Annotated in this window: 19 protein-coding genes; 9 read left to right on the top strand and 10 right to left on the bottom strand. The window is 60.2% G+C overall.

Features of this window, described 5'->3' with window-relative positions; genetic code table 11:
• The first annotated feature begins 93 nt into the window (after positions 1-93).
• The gene (locus QUE89_RS16755) at positions 94-996 is read left to right on the top strand and encodes a DMT family transporter (protein ID WP_286221160.1); all 903 of its coding nucleotides are present in this window, start codon (positions 94-96) and stop codon (positions 994-996) included.
• A 40-nt stretch (positions 997-1,036) separates the two neighbouring features.
• Here QUE89_RS16755 and QUE89_RS16760 read toward each other — a convergent pair whose 3' ends face one another.
• The 4 genes from QUE89_RS16760 to QUE89_RS16775 all read right to left on the bottom strand — a co-directional run bounded on the left by QUE89_RS16760 (position 1,037) and on the right by QUE89_RS16775 (position 3,832).
• Complete coding sequence (locus QUE89_RS16760; protein WP_286221161.1) at positions 1,037-1,615, bottom strand: gamma-glutamylcyclotransferase; 579 nt, start codon at positions 1,613-1,615, stop codon at positions 1,037-1,039.
• A 40-nt stretch (positions 1,616-1,655) separates the two neighbouring features.
• Positions 1,656-2,279 (bottom strand): MarC family protein, encoded by a 624-nt coding sequence (locus tag QUE89_RS16765; RefSeq protein WP_286221162.1) that lies wholly within the window; start codon positions 2,277-2,279, stop codon positions 1,656-1,658.
• Positions 2,280-2,397: 118 nt separating this feature from the next.
• Positions 2,398-3,228, bottom strand: a complete 831-nt coding sequence (locus QUE89_RS16770) for a hypothetical protein (protein ID WP_286221163.1) — start codon at positions 3,226-3,228, stop codon at positions 2,398-2,400.
• Positions 3,218-3,832: a TetR/AcrR family transcriptional regulator gene (locus QUE89_RS16775; protein ID WP_041343013.1), complete on the bottom strand. Its 615-nt coding sequence runs from the start codon at positions 3,830-3,832 to the stop codon at positions 3,218-3,220. The genes QUE89_RS16770 and QUE89_RS16775 overlap by 11 nt, the downstream gene beginning before the upstream one ends.
• 232 nt (positions 3,833-4,064) lie before the next feature.
• Here QUE89_RS16775 and QUE89_RS16780 point away from each other — a divergent pair, with 232 nt between their 5' ends.
• The 7 genes from QUE89_RS16780 to pntB all read left to right on the top strand — a co-directional run bounded on the left by QUE89_RS16780 (position 4,065) and on the right by pntB (position 14,217).
• Positions 4,065-6,161 carry a 3-hydroxyacyl-CoA dehydrogenase NAD-binding domain-containing protein gene (locus tag QUE89_RS16780; protein WP_286221164.1) on the top strand — a complete coding sequence of 699 codons (2,097 nt, stop codon included), beginning with the start codon at positions 4,065-4,067 and terminating at the stop codon, positions 6,159-6,161.
• A gap of 73 nt (positions 6,162-6,234) precedes the next feature.
• Entirely contained in the window at positions 6,235-7,416 is a 1,182-nt protein-coding gene (locus QUE89_RS16785; RefSeq protein WP_286221165.1) for an acetyl-CoA C-acyltransferase, read from the top strand.
• A 463-nt stretch (positions 7,417-7,879) separates the two neighbouring features.
• The gene (locus QUE89_RS16790; protein WP_286221166.1) at positions 7,880-9,067 is read left to right on the top strand and encodes an acyl-CoA dehydrogenase family protein; all 1,188 of its coding nucleotides are present in this window, start codon (positions 7,880-7,882) and stop codon (positions 9,065-9,067) included.
• Between the two features lie 28 nt (positions 9,068-9,095).
• Positions 9,096-10,244 carry an acyl-CoA dehydrogenase family protein gene (locus tag QUE89_RS16795; RefSeq protein WP_286221167.1) on the top strand — a complete coding sequence of 383 codons (1,149 nt, stop codon included), beginning with the start codon at positions 9,096-9,098 and terminating at the stop codon, positions 10,242-10,244.
• 43 nt (positions 10,245-10,287) lie between these two features.
• Complete coding sequence (locus QUE89_RS16800) at positions 10,288-11,061, top strand: SDR family oxidoreductase (protein ID WP_286221168.1); 774 nt, start codon at positions 10,288-10,290, stop codon at positions 11,059-11,061.
• 171 nt (positions 11,062-11,232) lie between these two features.
• A complete protein-coding gene (locus QUE89_RS16805; RefSeq protein ID WP_286221169.1) occupies positions 11,233-12,810 on the top strand; it encodes a Re/Si-specific NAD(P)(+) transhydrogenase subunit alpha in 1,578 nt (525 codons plus the stop codon).
• Between the two features lie 12 nt (positions 12,811-12,822).
• Entirely contained in the window at positions 12,823-14,217 is a 1,395-nt protein-coding gene (gene pntB, locus QUE89_RS16810; RefSeq protein WP_286221170.1) for a Re/Si-specific NAD(P)(+) transhydrogenase subunit beta, read from the top strand.
• Positions 14,218-14,268: 51 nt separating this feature from the next.
• Here the strand turns inward: pntB and bamE are convergent, their stop codons facing one another.
• Together bamE and QUE89_RS16820 are read right to left on the bottom strand one after the other, a co-directional pair.
• Positions 14,269-14,577 (bottom strand): outer membrane protein assembly factor BamE domain-containing protein, encoded by a 309-nt coding sequence (gene bamE / locus QUE89_RS16815; protein WP_286221171.1) that lies wholly within the window; start codon positions 14,575-14,577, stop codon positions 14,269-14,271.
• Between the two features lie 160 nt (positions 14,578-14,737).
• Positions 14,738-15,850: an NADH:flavin oxidoreductase gene (locus QUE89_RS16820; RefSeq protein WP_286221172.1), complete on the bottom strand. Its 1,113-nt coding sequence runs from the start codon at positions 15,848-15,850 to the stop codon at positions 14,738-14,740.
• A gap of 138 nt (positions 15,851-15,988) precedes the next feature.
• Here QUE89_RS16820 and QUE89_RS16825 point away from each other — a divergent pair, with 138 nt between their 5' ends.
• Entirely contained in the window at positions 15,989-16,459 is a 471-nt protein-coding gene (locus QUE89_RS16825; protein ID WP_286221173.1) for a winged helix-turn-helix transcriptional regulator, read from the top strand.
• Between the two features lie 63 nt (positions 16,460-16,522).
• On the opposite strand, the gene QUE89_RS16830 is transcribed toward QUE89_RS16825, so the two are convergent.
• From QUE89_RS16830 to QUE89_RS16845, 4 genes are all read right to left on the bottom strand, one after another.
• The gene (locus QUE89_RS16830) at positions 16,523-17,845 is read right to left on the bottom strand and encodes a DEAD/DEAH box helicase (RefSeq protein WP_041342990.1); all 1,323 of its coding nucleotides are present in this window, start codon (positions 17,843-17,845) and stop codon (positions 16,523-16,525) included.
• Between the two features lie 293 nt (positions 17,846-18,138).
• On the bottom strand, positions 18,139-19,059 hold the full coding sequence (locus QUE89_RS16835; RefSeq protein ID WP_286221174.1) for a lysophospholipid acyltransferase family protein: 921 nt from the start codon (positions 19,057-19,059) through the stop codon (positions 18,139-18,141).
• Between the two features lie 112 nt (positions 19,060-19,171).
• Complete coding sequence (locus tag QUE89_RS16840) at positions 19,172-19,627, bottom strand: DUF302 domain-containing protein (RefSeq protein WP_286221175.1); 456 nt, start codon at positions 19,625-19,627, stop codon at positions 19,172-19,174.
• Between the two features lie 80 nt (positions 19,628-19,707).
• Positions 19,708-21,234 carry a flavin-containing monooxygenase gene (locus QUE89_RS16845; RefSeq protein WP_286221176.1) on the bottom strand — a complete coding sequence of 509 codons (1,527 nt, stop codon included), beginning with the start codon at positions 21,232-21,234 and terminating at the stop codon, positions 19,708-19,710.
• Between the last annotated feature and the right edge of the window lie 61 nt (positions 21,235-21,295).

Genomic DNA, 21,295 nt, shown 5'->3' on the forward strand with positions numbered 1-21,295 from the left:
AGCAAGCGTACATGGATGTACTCGCAGCGGTTTTCGGGAGCCCTATCCTCTCCGGGCTTTAGCACCCAACCAGAAGACAAGGGAGGAAAAAACATGTCCGGCAAAACCGTCAACAGTGCCATTCTTTTGCTGGTTCTTGGCAACGCCATGGCGTTGATCTCCGATGTCTTCATCAAGCTGCTGGAGCCCGGCGCCCCGGTCTTCCAGTTTGCCTTCCTGCGCTGCCTGATCACGCTGGTATTGTTGTTGCCCCTGGCCGGTCAGCTTGATCGCAAGCATCTGTTTGCAGGCTTCAAGATCCATGCGTTTCGGGCCCACATTCACCTGGCAGGCATCATCTGCATGGTGATTGCCCTGGTAAACCTGCCACTGGCCACCGCCAACGCCGTGTTCTACGCCGCACCTATCCTGGTGATGGTGCTGTCGGTGATGCTGTTCCGGGAACGGCTGACGCCACTGAGCGTAACCGCAGTATTCAGCGGCTTCGCCGGCATTATCGTGATCCTGCGCCCAATGGACTTTAACTGGGCCGTCATTGCCGCCCTGGCCTCCGCCTTTGCGCTGGCAATCAACGCCGTCATGGTGCGCCAGCTGCCAAAGGCCCAGTCCACCGTGCACAAGCTGTTCCTGAACTACCTGCTGATCCTGCCGGCAGCCGGTGCCCTGGCCTGGTGGGAAGGCGCCAGCTGGGACCCAACCATCCTGGTCAGCGCCATGGGCTCTGCACTGTTCATCCTCGGTTACAACATTGCGGTACTGCTGGCCTATAGCCAGGTAGACGCCAATCAGGTGACCAGCGCCGAGTACACCGGCCTGATCTGGGCGGTAGGCATTGGCTGGGTCGGTTTTGGCGAAGTGCCAGACCTGTGGTTCCTCGCGGGCAGCCTGATGATCGTGATTCCGCTGCTCCTGATCGGCTTACAGCAACGGCGCCGGGAGCCCGCACGGGGCTTCAACGGTGGCAAAGTGCAGTGGGCAGCTGAAGGTAACCAGTAATCACAACAACCCCTGGCGCAGGCAGTGCGGCGTCAGGGGCTTATCGGGAAGGATGCTCGGTGCCAGAGCGAAGATGATCTTCAATAGCAAAGGTGTGCGGGCAATCTGCGCCCAATTTACGCAGAGAATCGGCCAGGCGCAGCAGGTAATCGGAATTAGCGCCGCTGGGGCCAGTGGCGCCGGCAATCTGCCGGGCAATGTCAGCATCCGGGGCATGCCCCAGAAAGGCTTCATTGTCTTCGGTGGCAATGTACACCAGGCCCTCACCATGGCTGCCATCATCAAAAGTCATGGTGGTGGCGAAGCGCAGGTAGCCATTCTTCTCGCGCACATCCAGGTGTTCAAACACCTTGGGTGATACCCGGTAAGCCATGCCCTTGCAGCGGGCATCAGGACTCTCGATCAGAGTAACCACCCGCCCGGGCGCTTCCGGCGTACCCCGATGATCGTGGGAGCCCTGCCAAAACCGGCGCTCCCAGCCACGGATACTGGCGGGACGCTGCTCCAGGAACGGGAAATCCACTTTGTAGATCAACGACCCATAGCCGAAGAGCCAGATGGAGGACACGCCATCGAAGTTCTGGCGTGTCCGATTGTGTTCAATGGTGTTAAACGACATACGACTCACTCGGGCCTGAGACAGCAGATGCCCGCTTATCCTAAGTGGAGGCCATGAAACCGGCAATACCGGTCAACACAATCTCGGCCGCCATGGCCGACAGGATCAGGCCACTGATCTTGGACAGGATGTTCAGGCCGGTTTTCCCCAGGCCCTTCTCCAGGTAACCCGACAGGCGCAACAACACACCCAGGATAAACAGGCTCGACACCAACCCCAACAGCCCGCCGATCACTTCCGGCGCGGTCTTGAGCTCGGCGCCGTAGACCAGGATGGCACCAATGGTAGCCGGGCCGATCATTACCGGAATAGCCAGCGGCACCACCGCGATATCGTCGCGGTCTTCTTCCGGGAGGCCGGTGGCGTGGTTACGGGTACCACTGGTGACCAGGCTGATGGCCGTCAGGAACAGCAGGCTACCGGCACCTATCCGGAACGAGTTCAGTGTAATGCCCACGGCGCTGAACAGCAGCGGGCCGGCAAAAAACAGCACCAGGCCCAGCACAAACGCCGAAATGCAGGCGCGCCGGATGATCGACGCCTTCTCCGCCGCCGGCAGACCCCGGGTAAGCGCAAGAAACATGGTGACCACGAAAAACGGTGCCAGCAGGAACAAAAAGCGAATCGTGCTGCTGATGTAGGTGGAGAAAAAGGTTTCGAGCATTCCGGGCATTCCGACGGTTGATGAAGGGCGCTAAGTCTAGAGACTCTCGGTATTTTTTGCCGTAAGGAAGTGAACGTATCCGGCCTTGTGGCCAGGCACCCAAAAGTTTAGACCACCCTCATTGGGTGCGACTGACAAAGACCCAGTTAGTCGCCACATTGTCACACACGATGATGTCGGGATTGATCACCTCGCACAACGCCAGATTCTCCGGCAGCCGATCATGGTAGCGGGCCTGCACCGTCAGATTCAGTTTGTCCTGTTTCAGCAACTGAAAAGTTCGCTCCATACGCTCGGCAAAATCGACGCCGTCATCCTCCAGGGTGTGGAAGGCGTTGTGAAAGGCGGTAAAGCTCATGGTGTTGGCCCCAAGGCCAATGGCCAGCATTTTCGGGATATAGCGGTCGTAGGCACCGGAAAGATAAGCCCGAACCTGTTGTTCATCGCTCCGATCCCCCTGGAACGGGCGCAAGCCCAGGCGGTTCTGATCCTCCAGCACTCCCGGTGCCAGCGCACGGTTGGGCTGGTTCAACGCCAATTTGAACTGGCGATCCGGGCAGACGATGCGCTCACCCTTGAGGGCGCAGTCCGCCAATTGGTCAAACCGCGTGGGCTGTGAATCCGCTTGCTCCGGTTCAGGTTTCGGTGGCTTGGTCGAAGCCTGTGACGCGGGCGCAGGCTTTGACTGGGCTGGTTCAGTGGTCACCGCTGGCACCGAAAGGCCGAGCCGTTTCGCCGGCCGACGCAATAACAGCGCCTGCACCTGGGGCTGGTTGCGCCGGAAATCGGCCTGGGAAGGTAACCCCTGACCGCCACCCTGGGCCACTACGTCGCAATACAGACGCTCCAGATCGGTGGTGGCCGACGCCGAGCACACCTCTTCCGCCACGACGACGCCACTGGCCATTGCAAGCACCAGTGCCGCCAGCAGGGAGCGGTTAAGGTTCATCACGCTGCCCCAGCACCACCCGCGCCATCAGGTCCTCAATGCGCTGAATGGTGGCTTCATCGCCTTTCTTGCCGGTCAGTACCACCTGGGAGCCGATGGTAGCCACGTACAGTAGCAGCGACAGATCCTTAACGTGTTGCGGATCGCTGCTGAGGCGTTGGAACAAAGTGCAGTTCTGGTTGATCCGGGCGGCATCCACCTGGGTTACCAGCTCGGCGGCATACTCGTTGCGGCGGGCAAAGTCCCGTACCGCAAGCTCCACCTGCAGGCGACGAATGTTGCGAGAAGCATCGGTAAGCAACAGCTCCAGAATCTGCCGTAGCTCGGTTTCGACATCGCCGCCCTTGGGCTCCCAGTATTGCAGCTCATGCAATCGACGGTCGCGCCAACGGTCCAGAAAACTGACCACCAGATCTTCATGGTCACGGAAATGCCAGTAGAAGCTGCCCCGAGTAACCCCGAGCTTCTTGGCAAGTGTCAGTACCCGCAGCTGACCAAAACCACCGGCTGCGATTTCTCCAGCCGCGGCGTCGAGCCAGTTGTCGCGGGTCAGCTGCTTTTTCTCCGACGCACTTCGGCGTTTGGGGGTACTGGCTTCACTCATTGCGGAATCGGGTCCTGCTCTGTCGGTCGGATTGGGGCTGCATCAGCATTCTACATCAACGGAAGCGTCAGCTCTGAAACCGTTGACCAATGTTAAAACATACATTAGTGTACGGAAAAACAATACACCAGTGTATGGAGTTTTCAAGACATCACTTCCTACACCGCCGATCACCGTCAGTTACGTTCGATCGCCTTTAATCACAACGATGTCTGTACCAGGGAGCTGCCACATGAGTACCGCCCATTATGATGTGCACGGCAATGTCGCCGTAATCCGACTCGATAATCCGCCGGTAAACGGCCTGGGCCTGGCACTGCGCCAGGGCATTGTGAACGGCATCCGTCAGGCGGAATCCGATGACGCCGTGAAAGCCGTGGTGTTGATCGGCTCCGACCGTGCCTTCTCCGGCGGTGCCGACATCAGTGAATTTGGCACCGACAAGGCCACGGCCGAGCCGAATCTCAACACCGTCATCAACTATGTGGAAAGCAGCCGCAAGCCGGTGATCGCCGCCATCAGCGGTGCCTGCATGGGTGGCGGCCTCGAGCTGGCGCTGGGTTGCCACTACCGCATTGCCAAGCCGGACGCCCAGATTGCCCTGCCGGAAGTGAAACTCGGCCTGCTGCCGGGCGCCGGTGGAACCCAGCGTCTGCCGCGTCTGATCGGCGCCGAGCATGCCGTAAATATGATCGTCTCCGGCAGCGTGGTTCCGGCCAAGCAGTTCAAGGGCAGCCCGCTGTTTGACGAGATCGTCGACGGCGAACTGTTCGACGTAGCAGTTGCCTATGCCACCAAGGTGGTCAGCGAAAACCTGCCACTGAAAAAAGTACGCGACCTGAAAGCCAAGCATCCCAACCCGGAAGGCTTCTTCATGTTCACCCGCAACACTGTGGGCGCCATGGCCAAGAACTACCCGGCACCGCTGAAATGCGTGGATGCGGTCAAAGCCGCAGTGACCATGCCCTTCGACAAGGGCATGCAAGTTGAGCGCGAAGCCTTCCTGAACCTGATGCAGACGCCGGAATCCCGTGCCCTGCGTCACGCGTTTTTCTCCGAGCGCCTGACCAGCAAGATCGCCGACGTGCCATCAGACACCCCGATCCGCGACATCAAATCGGTCGGTGTCATCGGTGGCGGCACCATGGGCACTGGCATCAGCATCAACTTCCTGAACGCCGACATTCCGGTCACCCTGGTGGAGATGAAGCAGGAAGGCCTGGACCGGGGCGTGGCCGCGATCCAGAAAGTCTATGAAAGCCGGGTCAAGAAAGGCCGCATGAGCGAAGACGACGCCAAGGCCAAGATGGCACTGCTGACACCTTCGCTAACCTATGACGACCTGAGCAACGTGGATCTGGTAATTGAGGCAGTGTTCGAGGAAATGGGCGTGAAGCAGTCCGTGTTCGAGAAGCTGGACGAGGTCTGTAAGCAAGGCGCCATTCTGGCCTCCAACACCTCCACCCTGGACCTGGACAAGATCGCCAGCTTCACCAAGCGTCCGGAAGACGTCATCGGCCTGCACTTCTTCAGCCCGGCCAACATCATGAAGCTGCTGGAAGTGGTGCGTGGCGAGAAAACCGCCAAAGACGTACTGGCCACCGCCATGAAGCTGGCCAAGGCGATCAAGAAGACCGCCGTGGTTTCTGGCGTGTGCGACGGCTTTATCGGCAACCGCATGATCAACCAGTACCAGCGCGAAGCCCTGCTGATACTGGAAGAAGGCGCCAGCGTGCAACAGATCGACAAGGCCATCGAGAAATTCGGCTTTGCCATGGGCCCGCTGCGCATGGCCGATCTGGCCGGCGGCGACATCGGCTGGGCCATCCGTAAGCGCCAGTACGAGGAAAACCCGGACATGGTGAAGATGGTCGTGGCCGACCGCCTGTGTGAAATGGGCCGCTACGGCCAGAAAACCGGTGCTGGCTTCTACCGTTACGAGCCGGGCAACCGGAACGCCCTGCACGATCCGGAAGTGGACAAGGTGGTGGACGAAGTTCGCGCCGAGCTGGGCATTACCCCACGCAAGATCAGCAACCAGGAAATCGTCGAGCGCTGCGTCTACGCCCTGGTCAATGAAGGCGCCCAGATCCTGGACGAAGGCATCGCCCAGCGCGCCTCCGACATCGACATGGTCTACCTGACCGGTTACGGCTTCCCTGTCTTCCGCGGCGGCCCCATGCATTACGCCGAGGAAGTGGGGCTGCCGAACGTGGTTCGCGCCATGCAGGCCTTCACCGAAGACCGTCACACCCAGCCTGGTTTCTGGGAGCCGGCGGCCCTGCTGGCCAAGCGCGCCGAGGAAGGCAAGGGTTTTGACGCCAAGTAACCGGTCCACGAATTGATCCGGAGCGGCGCATCCCTTATCGAAAAGCCGCCGCTCCGAGCTGAGGAGAATTGTTATGTCCAATGATGTTGTCATCGTATCCACCGCCCGTACGCCCCTGGCCAAATCCTGGCGCGGCGGCCTGAACATGACCCACGGCGCTACTTTAGCCGGCCACGCCATCCAGCACGCGGTTGAGCGCTCCAAAGTCGACCCCAACGAAATCGAAGACGTGCTGATGGGCTGCGCCCTGCCCGAAGGCTCCACCGGTAACGATGTGGCCCGCATGGGCGCCATCCGTGCCGGTCTGCCCGTTACCGTTGGCGGCGCCACCATCAACCGCTTCTGCTCATCTGGCCTTCAGGCCATCGCCATGGCCGCGCACCACATTGCGGTGGATAAAGTCCCAGTCATGGTCGCTGGCGGCGTGGAATCCATCTCCACCGTGCAGGCCAACGTGAACCAGAACTACTTCATGGAACCCTGGCTGGCGAAGAACAAGCCGGAACTCTACTGGTCCATGCTCGATACCGCCGAAACCGTCGCCAAGCGCTACGGCATCAAGAAAGAAGACATGGACGAGTACGGTGTGCGCAGTCAGAACCTAGCCGATCAGGCTCGCCAGGACGGCAAGTTTGACGACGAAATCGTACCCATCACCACCACCATGGGCGTCGCCGACAAGGCCACCGGCCAGCTCAGCAGCCAGGAAGTCACCGTCAGCCAGGACGAAGGCATTCGCCCGGGCACCAATCTGGAAGGCGTGAGCAAGATCCGCTCGGCCATGGAAGGCGGCGTGGTCACCGCTGGTAACGCCAGCCAGTTCTCCGACGGCGCCTCGGCCTGCGTCCTGATGGACAGCAAAGTGGCCGAGCAACGCGGCGCCACCCCGCTCGGAATCTTCCGTGGCTTCGCCGTGGCCGGCTGTGAGCCGGACGAAATGGGCATCGGCCCGGTCTTCGCCGTACCCAAGCTGCTCAAGCGCGCCGGCCTGACCGTCGACGACATCGGCCTGTGGGAGCTGAACGAAGCCTTCGCAGTTCAGGTTCTGTACTGCCAGCGCAAACTCGGCATCCCCATGGACCGCCTGAACGTTAACGGCGGCGCCATTGCGGTCGGCCACCCCTACGGCACCACCGGCTCGCGCCTGGTTGGTCATGCGCTAATCGAAGGCAAGCGTCGCGGTGTGAAATACGTTGTCGTAACCATGTGCGTGGGCACTGGTATGGGTGCTGCTGGCCTGTTTGAGGTGGCCTGATTGTTAGCCTGAATCGTACGGTGCGAGCGCCTGTCAGGTAGGGGTGTCCAAAACTCGCTCCTTCGGCACCCCTGCGGGGTCCGGCCCGCAATCATAGATTGCGGTCGTTCGGCTGTCGCATGAAGCTTCGCTTCATAAGCGCTCGGCCGAACCCATGTGACGCTCGGGCTCCGCCATCCATGGCTCCGCACGGTTTTGGACACCCACTCCCAACGGCCACCCCGAGCTGCGTGCAATGGCAGGCCCGAACACACTCGAAGCGTCGGATGGGTATCCCCTTTCAAAACTGTGCGGAGCCATGGATGGCGGAGCCCAAGCGCCCCATGGATGGGCCGAAGGAGCGTGTTTTGAAAGGGGATACCCATTCGGCGCCTCCACCGAAGTTTCAGACCCGGCAGTAAAAGTTTCAGACAGCTCCAACAGTCAAAACCATCTACCTCAGCCACCAGACAAGAGGTGCAACATGGATCTAAATTACACCCTCGAACAAGAGGCCTTCCGCGCCGACGTTCGCCAGTTTCTTGAAGACAACCTGCCCGCCGACATCCGCGAGCGGGTCCAGAAAAGCCTGCGCCCCGACAAGGCCATGACCGAGCGCTGGCAGAAAATCCTGTTCGACAAAGGCTGGGGTGCGTCCACCTGGCCGGAAGAATTCGGCGGCCCGGGTTGGAGCCCGATCGAACAGCTGATCTTTGAAGAAGAATGTGCCCTTGCCGGCGCACCCCGCCAGCTCGACTTTGGCCTGCGTATGGTCGCTCCAGTCATCATGACCTTCGGCAACGACGAGCAAAAAGAACGCTTCCTACCCGGCATTCTCAGTGGTGAAGACTGGTGGTGCCAGGGCTATTCCGAGCCGGGTTCCGGCTCAGACCTGGCCTCACTGCGCACCAACGCCAAGCTCGAAGGCGACCATTACGTAGTCAACGGCCAGAAAACCTGGACCACCCTGGGCCAGCACGCCGACTGGATCTTCTGCCTGGTACGCACAAGCACCGAGGGCAAGCCGCAACAGGGTATCTCCTTCCTGCTGATCGACATGAACAACCCCGGCATCGAAGTGCGCCCGATCATCATGCTTGATGGCGAACACGAGATTAACGAAGTTTACTTCGACAACGTCAAAGTTCCGGCGGAAAACCTAATCGGCGAGGAAAACCAGGGCTGGACCTACGCCAAGTTCCTGCTCGGGCATGAGCGCACCGGCCTTGCCAACGTCGGCCAGTGGAAGGCGCTGATGAAGCGCCTGAAACAAGTGGCTCGGGAAGCACAGGACGGCCAGCGGCCACTGATCGAAAACACCCGCTTCCGCGACCGCCTGGCCCAGCTGGACACCGAACTCCGGGCCCTGGAACTGACCGTACTGCGAGTGCTGACCGACAAACGCGGCCCAGGACCACAGGCCTCGATCCTGAAAATCCGTGGCTCCGAGATTGGCCAGCGCCTGTTCGAAATGCTGATGGAAGCCACCGGCCAGGATGCCATTGCCCATATTCCGGATGCCTTGGAGCTGGACTACAACGGGCCCCGGGTCGGCTCCGTTGACGCCACCCCCGCCGCCGGCGACTACTTCAACATGCGCAAACTTTCGATCTTTGGCGGCTCCAACGAGATCCAGCGCAACATCATCGCCCAGCTCGTGCTGGGGCTGTGAGCCATCCGGCAGCTTGGAGAGAAACGTTATGAATTTTGATTTGACCGAAGAACAGCAGATACTGAACGATTCCCTGCGCCGCTTTGTCACCAACGAACTGGGGTTCGAACGGCGCGCTGAAGTGATCGCATCGGGCAAGGGCACCGATCCCGCCACCTGGGCCGCACTGGCCGAGATGGGGCTGCTCGGGTTTACCTTCCCGGAGGACTACGACGGCCTCGGTGGCAACGCCGTGGACACCATGGTGGTGATGGAAAACTTCGGCCGCGGCCTGGTGGTCGAGCCCTACCTGGCCACCGTGGTGCTGGCCGGCGGTCTGATCCGCGACCAAGGCAGCGAGGCCCAGAAAGCCGAGCTCCTGCCTGCCATCGCCAGTGGTGAACGGCTGATGGCATTCGCTCACAGCGAACCCGGTGCCCGATATAACCTGAGCCAGGTCAACACCAAGGCCGAGGCGGACGGCGACCAATACCGGATCAGCGGCACCAAGACCGCGGTCCTCAGCGGCGGCCAGGCCCAGCAGCTGATTGTCTCAGCCCGCACCAGCGGTACCGGTGACAATGAACAGGGTCTTTCCCTGTTCCTGGTCAATACCACGGCCGAAGGCGTCACCATCAACGACTTCTCCACCCACGACGGCCACCGCACGGCAGAGATCCAGTTCAGCAATGTCGTGGTTTCCGCCAGCCAGCTGGTTGGCCGCCTCAATCATGCCTTCCCTGCCATCGAGAAAGCCGTGGACCTGGGTATTGCCGCCCTGTGCGCCGAAGCCGTGGGCGCCATGGAAGCCATGAACGCCGCCACCCTGGACTACATCAAGACCCGCAAGCAGTTTGGCGTGGCCATCGGCAAATTCCAGGTACTGCAACACCGCATGGCGGATATGTTTATCCAGACCGAACAGGCCAGATCCATGGCCATCCTGGCCGCCACCGAAGCCGACTCAGACCAACGCGCGCAACGCCGAGAAGCCCTATCCATGGCCAAGACTCTGGTCGGCCAGGCCGCTCGCTATGTGGGCCAGGAAGGCGTGCAGCTGCACGGCGGCATGGGCGTGACCGACGAGATGTTTGCCGCGCACCTGTTCAAACGCCTGACCCTGATCAACCTGCTGTTCGGCGACGCCGACCATCACCTGGCCCAGGTCAGCGATGGCCTGCTGGCCGCCAGCGCCTGATTCCGGCAGCATCGGATTAACGGATAACGAAAAGGAACTGACAATGAGTGTAAAACAGTTACTGGACCTGACCGGCAAGGTCGCCTTTATTACCGGTGGCTCCCGTGGCCTGGGCCTGCAGATGGCCGAGGCTCTGGGTGAACTGGGCGCCAGCGTTGCCATCAGTGCCCGCAAGCAGCACGAACTGGATGCCGCCAAGGAGCACCTGGAAAGCCTGGGCATAAAGGTGGTAACCATTGCCGCCGATCTGGGCAACCTGGAGGGAATCCCCACGGTGGTCGATCAGGTGGTCAAACAACTGGGTGACATCGATATCCTGGTCAACAACGCCGGCGCTACCTGGGGCGCGCCCGCCGAAGACTACCCGGCCGAAGGCTGGATGAAGGTGATGAACCTGAACGTGAATGCCAGTTTTTTCCTGACCCAAACCGTGGGCAAGCGCTGCATGATTCCGCGCAAGACCGGCAAGGTGATCAACATTGCCTCTATCGCCGGCCTGTCTGGCAACCCGGAAGGCATGCAGACCATCGCCTACAACACCAGCAAGGGTGCCATAGTGAACTTCACGCGGGCGCTGGCGTCGGAATGGGGCCGCTACAACATCAACGTGAACGCGTTGTGCCCCGGCTTCTTCCCCTCCAAGATGTCCCAGGGTCTGCTCGAAACCCAGGGCGAGAACATGCTGCAACGCATCCCGCTGAACCGTTTTGGCGGCGAGGAAGACCTCAAAGGCGCGGCAGTGCTGATGGCCTCAGAGGCCGGTCGCCACATTACCGGGCAATGCCTGGCGGTGGACGGCGGGACGCTCGTTGCCTAACTAACTCCTTAGAGTAACCCCTTCTCTAGCCAGAGGCCTGGTCCCGGGCCCTGGCGCGTCAAATGACTCGGCCTCGCGCAAAAGCGTCCGAAGCCGAGCAGGTTTTCCAGCTTGAACTAGTCTGTATATCAGACACTTGCTTCATCGGTTCAACCGGAGGACGCACGCGCTATGAAACTGGGCATTCCCAAAGAGATATTCACCGACGAGCGTCGGGTGGCGGTCACTCCGCCCTCGGCGCACAAGCTGATCGACCTGGGCTACGAGGTCATCGTGGAAGCGGGCGCCGGCGAGGCGGCCCACTACCGGGATGAAGCCTACGAGGCGGTGGGCGCCAGCATTGCCGTCGATACAAAATCCCTGTGGCAGGAATCTGACTTCATCCTGAAAGTACGGGCACCGATGGAGAACCCAACCCTGGGGGCTCACGAGGTGGACCTGATGCGGGAAGGCAGTTTTCTGGTCAGCTACCTCTGGCCAGCCCAGAATCCTGAGCTGCTGGAGAAGCTCGCAGCCCGCAACATCACCGCCTTTGCCATCGACAGCCTGCCCCGGATCAGCCGGGCTCAGAAGATGGATGCACTCAGCGCCATGGCCAACATTGCTGGCTATCGCGCAGTTATCGAAGCGGCCAACAATTTCGGCCGCTTCTTTACCGGACAGGTGACAGCCGCCGGTAAGGTGCCGCCCGCCAAGGTCATGGTGATTGGTGCCGGTGTCGCTGGCCTGGCCGCCGTAGGCGCCGCCAACAGCATGGGTGCCATCGTTCGGGCCTTCGATACCCGGCTGGAGGTGAAGGAACAGATCGAAAGCATGGGCGCCGAGTTCCTGCAGCTGGACTTTGGCGAGGAAGAAGGCAGTGGCGCCGGCGGTTACGCCAAGCAGATGAGCGACGAATTCATCAAGGCGGAGATGGCGCTGTTCGCGGATCAGGCGAAAGAAGTGGACATCATCATCACCACCGCCCTGATTCCCGGCAAGCCGGCGCCCCGTTTGATTACAGCCGACATGGTCAAATCCATGAAACCGGGCAGTGTCATTGTCGACCTGGCTTCCGAGCGCGGCGGCAACTGTGAGCTGACCGAGCCGGGCCAGATTGTGGAAAAACACGGTGTCACCCTGATCGGCTACACCGATCTGCCCAGCCGTATGGCCAAGGTCGCTAGCGATCTGTATGCGACCAACCTGTTCCACCTGCTGACCGAGCTGACGCCGGAAAAAGACGGCACGCCGCAGGTGAACATGGACGACGACGTCATCCGTGGCCTGACTGTGGTCCATGGCAACGATGTTACCTGGCCGCCACCGCAGCCCCAGGCACCTGTCAGCCCGCAACCGCCACCTGGCACCGAGGAACCCTCGGCGGCACAGAAGGAGGCAGCACGCAAGGATTCGGCCCGGCGCAGCCTGATTGGCAAGAGTGCGTTGCTGCTGGTGACTGTGGCGGCCCTGTATGGCGTTGGCGCCCATGCCCCGGAGAGTTTCCTGAGGCACTTCACGGTGTTCGTGCTGGCCTGCTTCATCGGCTGGCAAGTGATCTGGAATGTCACGCCCTCACTGCACACCCCCCTGATGAGTGTCACCAACGCGATCAGCGGCATCATAGTGATCGGGGCCATCCTGCACCTGGCCCAGGCTGAGAATATCGCGGTGGGCATCATGGCGTTCGTCGCCGTGCTGATTGCCAGCATCAACGTGGGTGGTGGCTTCCGGGTTACCCATCGCATGCTCAAAATGTTCCGCAAATAGGAGACGCAGCCCATGGGCACAGGACTCGTCAGCGTGGCCTACGTGGTCGCCAGCGTGTTGTTTATCCTCAGCCTCGGTGGTCTGAGCCATCAGGAATCGGCCCGGCGCGGCAACCTTTACGGGGTCGCCGGTATCATCATTGCACTGATCGCCACCATGGCCAGTGTCAGTGAGGGCAGTCTGGTCACCATCGTGATCGCGGTGCTGCTTGGTGCCAGTGTTGGCATCGCCATCGCCAACAAGGTGGAAATGACCCAGATGCCACAGCTGGTGGCGCTGCTGCACAGCTTCGTGGGTCTGGCGGCGGTGTTTGTCGGCTTCGCCGGCTATATCGAACCGCTCAAGGTAACCGTCGGCACCGAACACACCATTAAACTGGTGGAGGTGTTCGTCGGCGTCTTCATTGGGGCCATTACCTTCACCGGCTCCCTGGTCGCCTGCGGCAAGCTTGATGGCCGCATCGACAGCAAGGCCCTGACTCTTCCCGGCCGGCACGCCATGAACCTGGTGGCGGTGATCGTCTCGGTCTTTTTGGGTGCCTGGTTCCTTGAGACCGATAGCCTGGCCCTGGGGCTAATCGCCCTGGTGCTGATGACCCTGATTGCCTCGGTGCTGGGTATTCACCTGATCATGGCCATTGGCGGCGCCGATATGCCGGTGGTGGTGTCCATGCTCAACAGCTACTCCGGCTGGGCCGCAGCCTCCATCGGCTTCATGCTCGGTAACGACCTGCTGATCGTGACCGGGGCCCTGGTCGGCAGCAGCGGTGCCATCCTCAGCTACATCATGTGCAAGGCCATGAACCGCTCGTTCATCAGCGTTATTCTCGGCGGCTTCGGCCAGACCAGCAGTAGCTCGGCGGCCGCCGATCCGGACCAGGCGGTGCATGAAACCACCATCGATGAGGTCTGTGAGGAGCTGCGCAACGCCGACTCGGTAATCATCGTGCCCGGTTACGGCATGGCAGTGGCCCAGGCCCAGAGTGGGGTCAGTGACATGACCAAACTGCTGCGCGAGCGAGGCGTGAACGTGCGGTTTGGCATTCATCCGGTAGCCGGTCGCCTGCCCGGCCACATGAACGTACTGCTGGCCGAGGCCCATGTGCCCTACGATATCGTGTTGGAGATGGACGAGATCAACGACGATTTCCCGGACACCGACGTGGTACTGGTGATCGGCGCCAACGACACGGTGAACCCGGCGGCAGCGGAAGACCCAGGCAGCCCAATTGCAGGGATGCCGGTACTGGAGGTGTGGAAAGCGCACCGGGTGGTGGTGCTGAAACGGGGCATGGCCACCGGTTACTCCGGCGTGGAAAACCCGCTGTTTTTCAAGGACAACACCAACATGCTGTTCGGCGACGCCAAGGAGAGTATCGACAAGCTCGTAAGCAGTTTGCGCGGCTAGCGGGAAGGAATCCGGGTGCCTGGGCTGGCCAGGCACCCGATCACCATCGGCTTACTCGGTGGTGTTATACACATACGAAGACACGGTGCCATCGGCATTGAAGCGCACCACCAGGTCGGTGGTTTCCGCATCGCCAAAGGCCGACCAGCGATATTTACCGTAGGTCCAGGTGCGTTTACCGTCTTCAACGCCGGTGCGCCAAGGCTCACCAAATAATGTCTGGATGTCGGACCGGGTGGTCTCACCAACGGTGATGTCTTCCACATTGTGGGTCGCGAAATCCCGGCCTACCGTGGCACAACCGGCCAGGGTCAGCACCGCCACCAGGGCAGTGATCTTCAATACTGCAGAACTGAACATCCTCAAATCCCCTTAATTGATACTTCCGGTGATACTACCGATCATTGGTACGCACACATCATAGAAGATCTATCACAGAGCGCGATTACGAATCGGACAGGTTTCGACCAGGCCGACGCAAAAAAGCCCCGGACAACCGGGGCTTTTCGGACCTGGAAGCTTAATAGAGCTTGGTCAGGGACTTCTTGGCAAAGGCTTCTACCTCACCAATCCGGCCTTCCCGCACTTTCACCAGCCATTCCGGATCCTGCAGCAGGGCGCGGCCTACGGCGATCAGCTCGAACTCGTTATTGTTCATGCGCTCAACCAGTTCGTCGATACCGGACTGCTCGACCGCTTCCTTCTTGCTGGCAAAGGTGCCGCTGATGAAGTCTTCGGTCAGGCCAACGCTGCCCACGGACATGGTCGGCTTACCGGTCAGCTTCTGGGTCCAGCCAGCCAGGTTCAGGTTAGAACCCTCGAATTCGGGCTCCCAGAACCGGCGGGTGGAGGCGTGGAAGATGTCCACACCGGCTTCAACCAGCGGCTGCAGGAAGGCATCCAGCTCTTCCGGGCTGTTTACCAGGCGGGCCTCGTAATCCTGCTGTTTCCACTGAGAGAAGCGCAGCATGATTGGGTACTCTGGCCCAACCCGGTGACGCACCGCTTCAACAATCTCGACCACGAAACGCAGTCGGTTTTCCATGCTGCCGCCGTATTCGTCGTCACGCTGGTTGGTGCCTTCCCACAGGAACTGGTCCAGCAGGTAGCCATGGGCACCGTGGATCTCAACGCCGTCAAAACCCAGCGCCTTGGCATCCTGGGCGGCATCGGCAAAGGCGGTGATAACGTCGTCGATGTCGTCCTTGGTCATGGCCTTGCCATTGAGCTTGCCCGGGGCAAACAGACCGGACGGGCTATAACCCGGCACTGACGGATCCGGCTCGATGCCTTCCTTGCGCACCGCACCCACGTGCCACAGCTGTGGGAAGATCGCACCGCCGGCCTCGTGCACGGCATCAACGACATCTTTCCAGCCTTGCAGGGCAGCATTGCCGTGGAACGCCGGCACGTTCGGATAGCCATTGGCACCGGCGTGATTAACGGTGGTGCCTTCGGTAATCAGCAGACCCACGCCGTTTTCCGCACGACGACGGTAATAGCTGACCACGTCCTCGTTCGGGACATTACCCGGCGAGAAATTACGGGTCATGGGCGCCATCGCCACACGGTTGCGCAGTTTCAGGTTATGAAGCTCAAATGGTTGGAAAAGCGGACCAAGATTCATGGACATCGGATAACACTCCTCGCACTTTGGCGTACGTGAACAAGGCCTCGACAACATCGGTCGCGACCTCATCAATTTGGTTTCGTAAAGCAACCCTATTCAATTTGGTTTTAACATGCAACCCTATTCGGTACACTCCCCTACATGGCTAGAAAACGTTTTGATGATTCCAATTGCTCCGTCGCCCGCGCCCTTAATGAAGTGGGAGACTGGTGGTCGCTGCTGATCGTGTTGCATGCCATGTACGGCACCCGGCGCTTTGTCGATTTTCAGCAGGAGCTTGGCATTGCCAAGAACATTCTCTGTGATCGCCTGGCCCGGCTGGTGGACAACCAGGTATTGAGCAAGGTCGATGTGGGCGAGCACGGATCGCGGTTCGAATACCGCCTGACGGAGAAAGGCCGGGATCTGTTCCCGGTGGTGGTAGCGTTGCGCCAATGGGGAGATAAGTGGAACCCCGCACCTGACGAAGTACCTTTGGATCTTCGGGACCGGGCTACCGGCCAACCGATTCCTCCGGTGGAGGTGCAGAATGCGGACGGCAAATCACTGTCCGTAAGGGATGTGTTTGTACCGGAAGCCTCACGGCCCGGGCACAAGAAAAACACCGCCTGACCGCAGGCACCGTCCTGGTGCCTGCTTATTGATCAGACTGCTAATCAGCTTGCCAGAGAGCTATCAGGCGTCCTGACGCGCTCCGCGGCTGCGCTGACCGCCACCGCCATTCTGGCTGCGACCGCCGCTACGACCACCGGGCTTGGCGCCGAAACTGCGCGGCTTGCCACCTGGCTTGCCGTTACCGCCACCATTGCCATTGCGGCCACGCGCCTTGCTCGGATCGGCCTTGGCCTTCGGCTTCAGCGGCAGATTGTTGGTCGGCTCGAAGCCATCCACCTGCTTACGTGGCAACTGCTTCTTGATCAGTTTTTCGATACCCGCCAACATCTTACCTTCGTCAGCGCTGACCAGTGACAACGCGTGCCCGCTCTCGCCGGCACGGCCGGTGCGGCCAATCCGGTGCACGTAATCTTCCGGAACGTTCGGCAGCTCAAAGTTCACTACCTGCGGTAGCTGTTTGATGTCCAGGCCACGGGCCGCGATATCAGTCGCCACCAGAACCCGGATGTCACCTTGCTTGAACTCAGCCAGTGCGCGGGTGCGGGCACCCTGGGATTTGTTGCCATGGATCGCCGCGGCGGTGATGCCGTCACGCTCCAGCTTCTGGGTCAAGCGGTTGGCGCCATGCTTTGTGCGGGTGAAGACCAGCACTTGCTCCCACGCATTGTCCCGAACCAGTTTGCTCAGCAACGCAGTCTTTTGGCTCTGATCGACGGGATAAACTGACTGCTTGATACTCTCCGCCGCGGTGTTACGAGCCGCCACTTCTACCTGAACGGGATTGTCCAGCAGGCCTTGAGCCAGGGTACGAATCTCGTTGGAGAAGGTCGCGGAGAACAACAGGTTCTGACGCTTGGCCGGCAGCAGCGCCAGGATCTTGCGAATGTCACGGATGAAGCCCATGTCGAGCATGCGGTCGGCTTCGTCCAGCACCAGAATCTCGACTTCGTCGAAACGCACGGCGTTCTGCTGGTACAGGTCCATCAGGCGACCAGGAGTGGCCACCAGAACGTCCAGACCCTTACGCAGCTTCATCATCTGGGGATTGATTTTCACACCACCGAAGACCACCGCGGCCTTGGTCGGAATGTACTTGCTGTAAAGATTTACACTGTCGTGCACCTGCGCCGCCAGCTCCCGGGTCGGGGCCAGGATCAGAGCGCGCGGGCCCTTTCCGGTGCGGGGCTTTTCAGCCAAGCGCTGCAGCAATGGCAGGGTAAAGCCGGCGGTTTTGCCGGTGCCGGTCTGGGCGGCAGCCATCACGTCCTTGCCGGACAGTACTGCGGGAATGGCCTGGGCCTGAATCGGGGAAGGCGTATCGTAGCCCTGATCGGACGTGGCACGGACCAGCTGCTCGGACAGACCGAGTGAAGAAAAGCTCATATTGGATCAACTCTTGATTGTTCTGCCTCCACGAACACCATTCGTCGGCGAATGCGGGCAGATACCATGCACAGGCATGGAGAAAAAGACGACTACGGTCACGCGCCGTTAACGGGGTGACGTCCTCTGACAGGTCGTATGGATGGTTCGCATGGCGGCGTTACGCCGGAAATTGCGGAATCCCTAGAGGCAGGATGCGGGCACAGTAACAGAGCCCCCATCAATTAGCCATAGGTGTTTACAGCAGGGGCCCGCGCTATGGCGGGCGCCTGCAGAGGTTGGTTTTGGCGGATTCAGTAGATACTGACCGCGCCCTCTGGGCGGGTTTTGAAGCGCTTGTGCAACCACAAGTATTGGTCCGGCTGCTCACGAATGGTGGTTTCGATATAGCGGTTCCAGGTTTCGGCATCCTGTTGTGGATCTTCGCCAAAGCCTTGCTGGATGGGCGAAAACACGACCCGGTAATGGCCGTCGGGCATCCGCAGGTGGCTGACGCAGATAACCGCCGCGCCAGATTCCCGGGCGATGTAGCTGGGCGAGGTGATGCAGCCGGCGTTGACCCCGAAAAACGGCGCAAACAGTTCGGATTTCTTGCCAAAATCCTGATCGCAGGCGAACCAGACCTGACCGCCCTCTTTCAGGTACGAGAGCATGGGCCTCAGCTTGCGCTTGGTAAATGGCCGAATATTGAAATGGCGGCGACGACCCCGTTCAATCATGCGGTCGATGACCGGGTTGTTATTGGGACGATACATGTAACCGGGCTTGTCCAGGTGACAGGCAATCAGGGGCAAGGCGAAATCGAAAATGCTGTAGTGACCACCGATCAGCAACACGCCCTGGCCGCGCGCCTTGGCTTCTTCCAGATGCTCGGTGCCGGACACCGACGCTGACGCGCAGTAGGGCTCCATATTGCGCCACCAGGCATGGGTGCTTTCCAGAAAGCCACGCGCCGATGCCACAAAGGTGTCTTCCAACAGCTCAGCCCGGGCATCTTTGCTCAGCCCCGGCATGCAGGCCGCCAGGTTGGCATCGACCACTCGGGCCCGTGATTTCAGTTTGCCCGCCAGCAACCGCCCCAGCCAGCTGCCAAAGCGCTGCTTCGCTGCCATCGGCAAAAACGACAACAGCCAGAGCACAAACACCAGAGACCAGGAACCCCAAAACGACGGGTGCCAGAGGGGGCGATTTGCTTTCTTGCCGCGAGAAGCCATACAACAGTTACCGTTACCAAAATATAAGAAAGGCAGCCTGACACACCTGTAGCACCTTTAATATATGTTTTAGGTAACTGTTTCTTTGGCAAGATCTGACGGACTACCGGGGTCAGCGAGTCGCCGCCTGAGCGAAATTGGCTAATGCCTTGCTGACTTTATTCAGCACCTTGTCGCAGCCCTCCAGGCCATGACGGGCCTTAAGGTAGGCCGGGTCATTGTAGCCAAGCCAAACCTGTCCACCTTCATCCTCCCAGACCAATGCTTTCTGCGGCAGATCCGCCGCCACACTCTGGCTGCAGTGCATCAACGGGGTGCCGACTTTCGGGTTGCCAAAGATCACCAGTTCGGTGGGGCGCAGTTGCTTACCTACTGATTCGGCTCCAGCGGCATGATCGATGCGATTGAATACCGTCATCCCCTTCTCGCCCAGCACCGACTCCAGCTTATCCGCAGTCGCGACCACGCTGTGGTTGCTCTTGACCACAATAAGTCCGTCTGCAGCCTGCGCCAGACCGGCGAGGCAGAGCGTCAGCAGGGCCACGGCGAGCATTCTTAACTTATTCATAACCAGTATCCTTATCAGTCGAGTGCAGCTCCCATACTAGACCAGAATCCGGGATGACGGCGATCAGCAATCGGCTGGCATCAGGATCCGAACAGGCCGGAGCGCAATGGCCGCAGGAAACCTCGGCCCCCTTCCGATTTGGCGGGAGTTCGAACCCCGTCGAATTCCAGGTAGCCGTCCTCAATTGGGTCGAAACGCAGGATTTTCACGTCTTCGAGGTAATTCTGGGAGGCCTTCCAGGGTCCGTGGGTGCCCTGGCGAGGCAGCCGGTCCGCGGCCCGTCTGATGTAACCGGCGTCGAGCGAACCCAGCACCGTAGTATCGCCCCGGCTATTCTCGGTATCCCGGGCCACTACCGTCTGATACCCGCGCTGGTCCATCAGATTCATCAGCCGGCACAGGTACTCGGCGGCAATATCCACTTTCAGGGTCCAGGAGCTGTTGGTGTAACCGAAAATCATGCCGGCGTTGGGGAGTCCTTCCACCATCACGTTTTTGTAGATGACCTTGTCCTTTAACACCACATCCTGACCATCGACACGGGGCCGAATGCCTCCAAGCATCTGGATATCCAGCCCGGTCGCCGGAACGATGATATCCGCGGCCAGTGTTTTACCCGACTTCAGACGGATGCCATCAGCGGTGAAGCGCTCTATGTGGTCAGTGGCCATGGACGCCCTGCCCGTGTTCAGGGCGGTGAACAGATCGCCATCCTTGACCACGCACAGGCGCTGATCCCAGGGATCGTAGTCCGGCGTGAAATGACGCATGTCGGCGTTGTCACCGAGCCGACGCCGGATGATGCGCAGGAACAACCGGCGCATCAGCTTGGGACTATTGCGTGAGCGCACGTACAGAAAGCGGGAAATGGCGATATTGCGGGCCCGGATCAGCTTGTAGGCCAGCCTCTCCGGCAGCAAGCGCTGAACGAGAAGAGCGAGTTTGTCGGTCGACGGCAGCGGCATCAGGTAGCTTGGCGAACGCTGCAGCATGGTGACGTGAGCCGCCTGTTCCGCCAAGGTGGGCACCAGGGTGATGGCGGTAGCGCCACTGCCGATCACCACGACGCTCTTGCCGGCGTAGTCCAGTTCTTCGGGCCAGTGTTGCGGGTGCACTATCTGGCCCTGAAAGTCGCTCTCGCCCGGGAAATCCGGCTTGTAACCCTGGTCATAATTGTAATAACCAGTGCAGCCCACCAGGAATTTCGCGGTGTAGGTGTCGATTTCGCCCGTTGCTTCGTTGTCGGCGGTCAGAGTCCAGCACTTGTTTGAGCTTGACCAGTCCGCGGTTTTGACCGCCTGGCCATAGCGGATGTGACGCTCAACATCGAACGCCTCTGCGGTCTCGCGCAGGTAGTTCTTGATCGATACACCATCGGCCAGCACCTTGCCGCCAACCCAGGGTCGGAAGCGGTAGCCAAAGGTGAACATGTCGGAATCGGAGCGGATGCCGGGGTAACGGAACAGGTCCCAGGTGCCGCCCAGCGACTGACGCCGCTCCAGAATGGCAAAGGATTTGCCCGGACATTGCTGGCCGAGGTGACAGGCCATGCCAATGCCGGATACCCCGGCGCCAACGATCAGAACATCGAAATGGTGTGCACTCATGACCGGTCTCTCGATTCCATTTTGTTATTGTGATGACAGGTATGGAACCAAGATACCCCAC

The sequence above is a fragment of the Marinobacter sp. LA51 genome (assembly GCF_030297175.1).
GTDB classification, from domain to species: domain Bacteria; phylum Pseudomonadota; class Gammaproteobacteria; order Pseudomonadales; family Oleiphilaceae; genus Marinobacter; species Marinobacter apostichopi.

Bases quoted from the DNA above. Each gene is read 5' to 3' on its own strand.
- QUE89_RS16755 (WP_286221160.1), top strand. From the start codon at position 94: ATGTCCGGCAAAACCGTCAACAGTGCCATTCTTTTGCTGGTTCTTGGC.
- QUE89_RS16760 (WP_286221161.1), bottom strand. From the start codon at position 1,615: ATGTCGTTTAACACCATTGAACACAATCGGACACGCCAGAACTTCGAT.
- QUE89_RS16765 (WP_286221162.1), bottom strand. From the start codon at position 2,279: ATGCTCGAAACCTTTTTCTCCACCTACATCAGCAGCACGATTCGCTTT.
- QUE89_RS16770 (WP_286221163.1), bottom strand. From the start codon at position 3,228: ATGAACCTTAACCGCTCCCTGCTGGCGGCACTGGTGCTTGCAATGGCC.
- QUE89_RS16775 (WP_041343013.1), bottom strand. From the start codon at position 3,832: ATGAGTGAAGCCAGTACCCCCAAACGCCGAAGTGCGTCGGAGAAAAAG.
- QUE89_RS16780 (WP_286221164.1), top strand. From the start codon at position 4,065: ATGAGTACCGCCCATTATGATGTGCACGGCAATGTCGCCGTAATCCGA.
- QUE89_RS16785 (WP_286221165.1), top strand. From the start codon at position 6,235: ATGTCCAATGATGTTGTCATCGTATCCACCGCCCGTACGCCCCTGGCC.
- QUE89_RS16790 (WP_286221166.1), top strand. From the start codon at position 7,880: ATGGATCTAAATTACACCCTCGAACAAGAGGCCTTCCGCGCCGACGTT.
- QUE89_RS16795 (WP_286221167.1), top strand. From the start codon at position 9,096: ATGAATTTTGATTTGACCGAAGAACAGCAGATACTGAACGATTCCCTG.
- QUE89_RS16800 (WP_286221168.1), top strand. From the start codon at position 10,288: ATGAGTGTAAAACAGTTACTGGACCTGACCGGCAAGGTCGCCTTTATT.
- QUE89_RS16805 (WP_286221169.1), top strand. From the start codon at position 11,233: ATGAAACTGGGCATTCCCAAAGAGATATTCACCGACGAGCGTCGGGTG.
- pntB (WP_286221170.1), top strand. From the start codon at position 12,823: ATGGGCACAGGACTCGTCAGCGTGGCCTACGTGGTCGCCAGCGTGTTG.
- bamE (WP_286221171.1), bottom strand. From the start codon at position 14,577: ATGTTCAGTTCTGCAGTATTGAAGATCACTGCCCTGGTGGCGGTGCTG.
- QUE89_RS16820 (WP_286221172.1), bottom strand. From the start codon at position 15,850: ATGTCCATGAATCTTGGTCCGCTTTTCCAACCATTTGAGCTTCATAAC.
- QUE89_RS16825 (WP_286221173.1), top strand. From the start codon at position 15,989: ATGGCTAGAAAACGTTTTGATGATTCCAATTGCTCCGTCGCCCGCGCC.
- QUE89_RS16830 (WP_041342990.1), bottom strand. From the start codon at position 17,845: ATGAGCTTTTCTTCACTCGGTCTGTCCGAGCAGCTGGTCCGTGCCACG.
- QUE89_RS16835 (WP_286221174.1), bottom strand. From the start codon at position 19,059: ATGGCTTCTCGCGGCAAGAAAGCAAATCGCCCCCTCTGGCACCCGTCG.
- QUE89_RS16840 (WP_286221175.1), bottom strand. From the start codon at position 19,627: ATGAATAAGTTAAGAATGCTCGCCGTGGCCCTGCTGACGCTCTGCCTC.
- QUE89_RS16845 (WP_286221176.1), bottom strand. From the start codon at position 21,234: ATGAGTGCACACCATTTCGATGTTCTGATCGTTGGCGCCGGGGTATCC.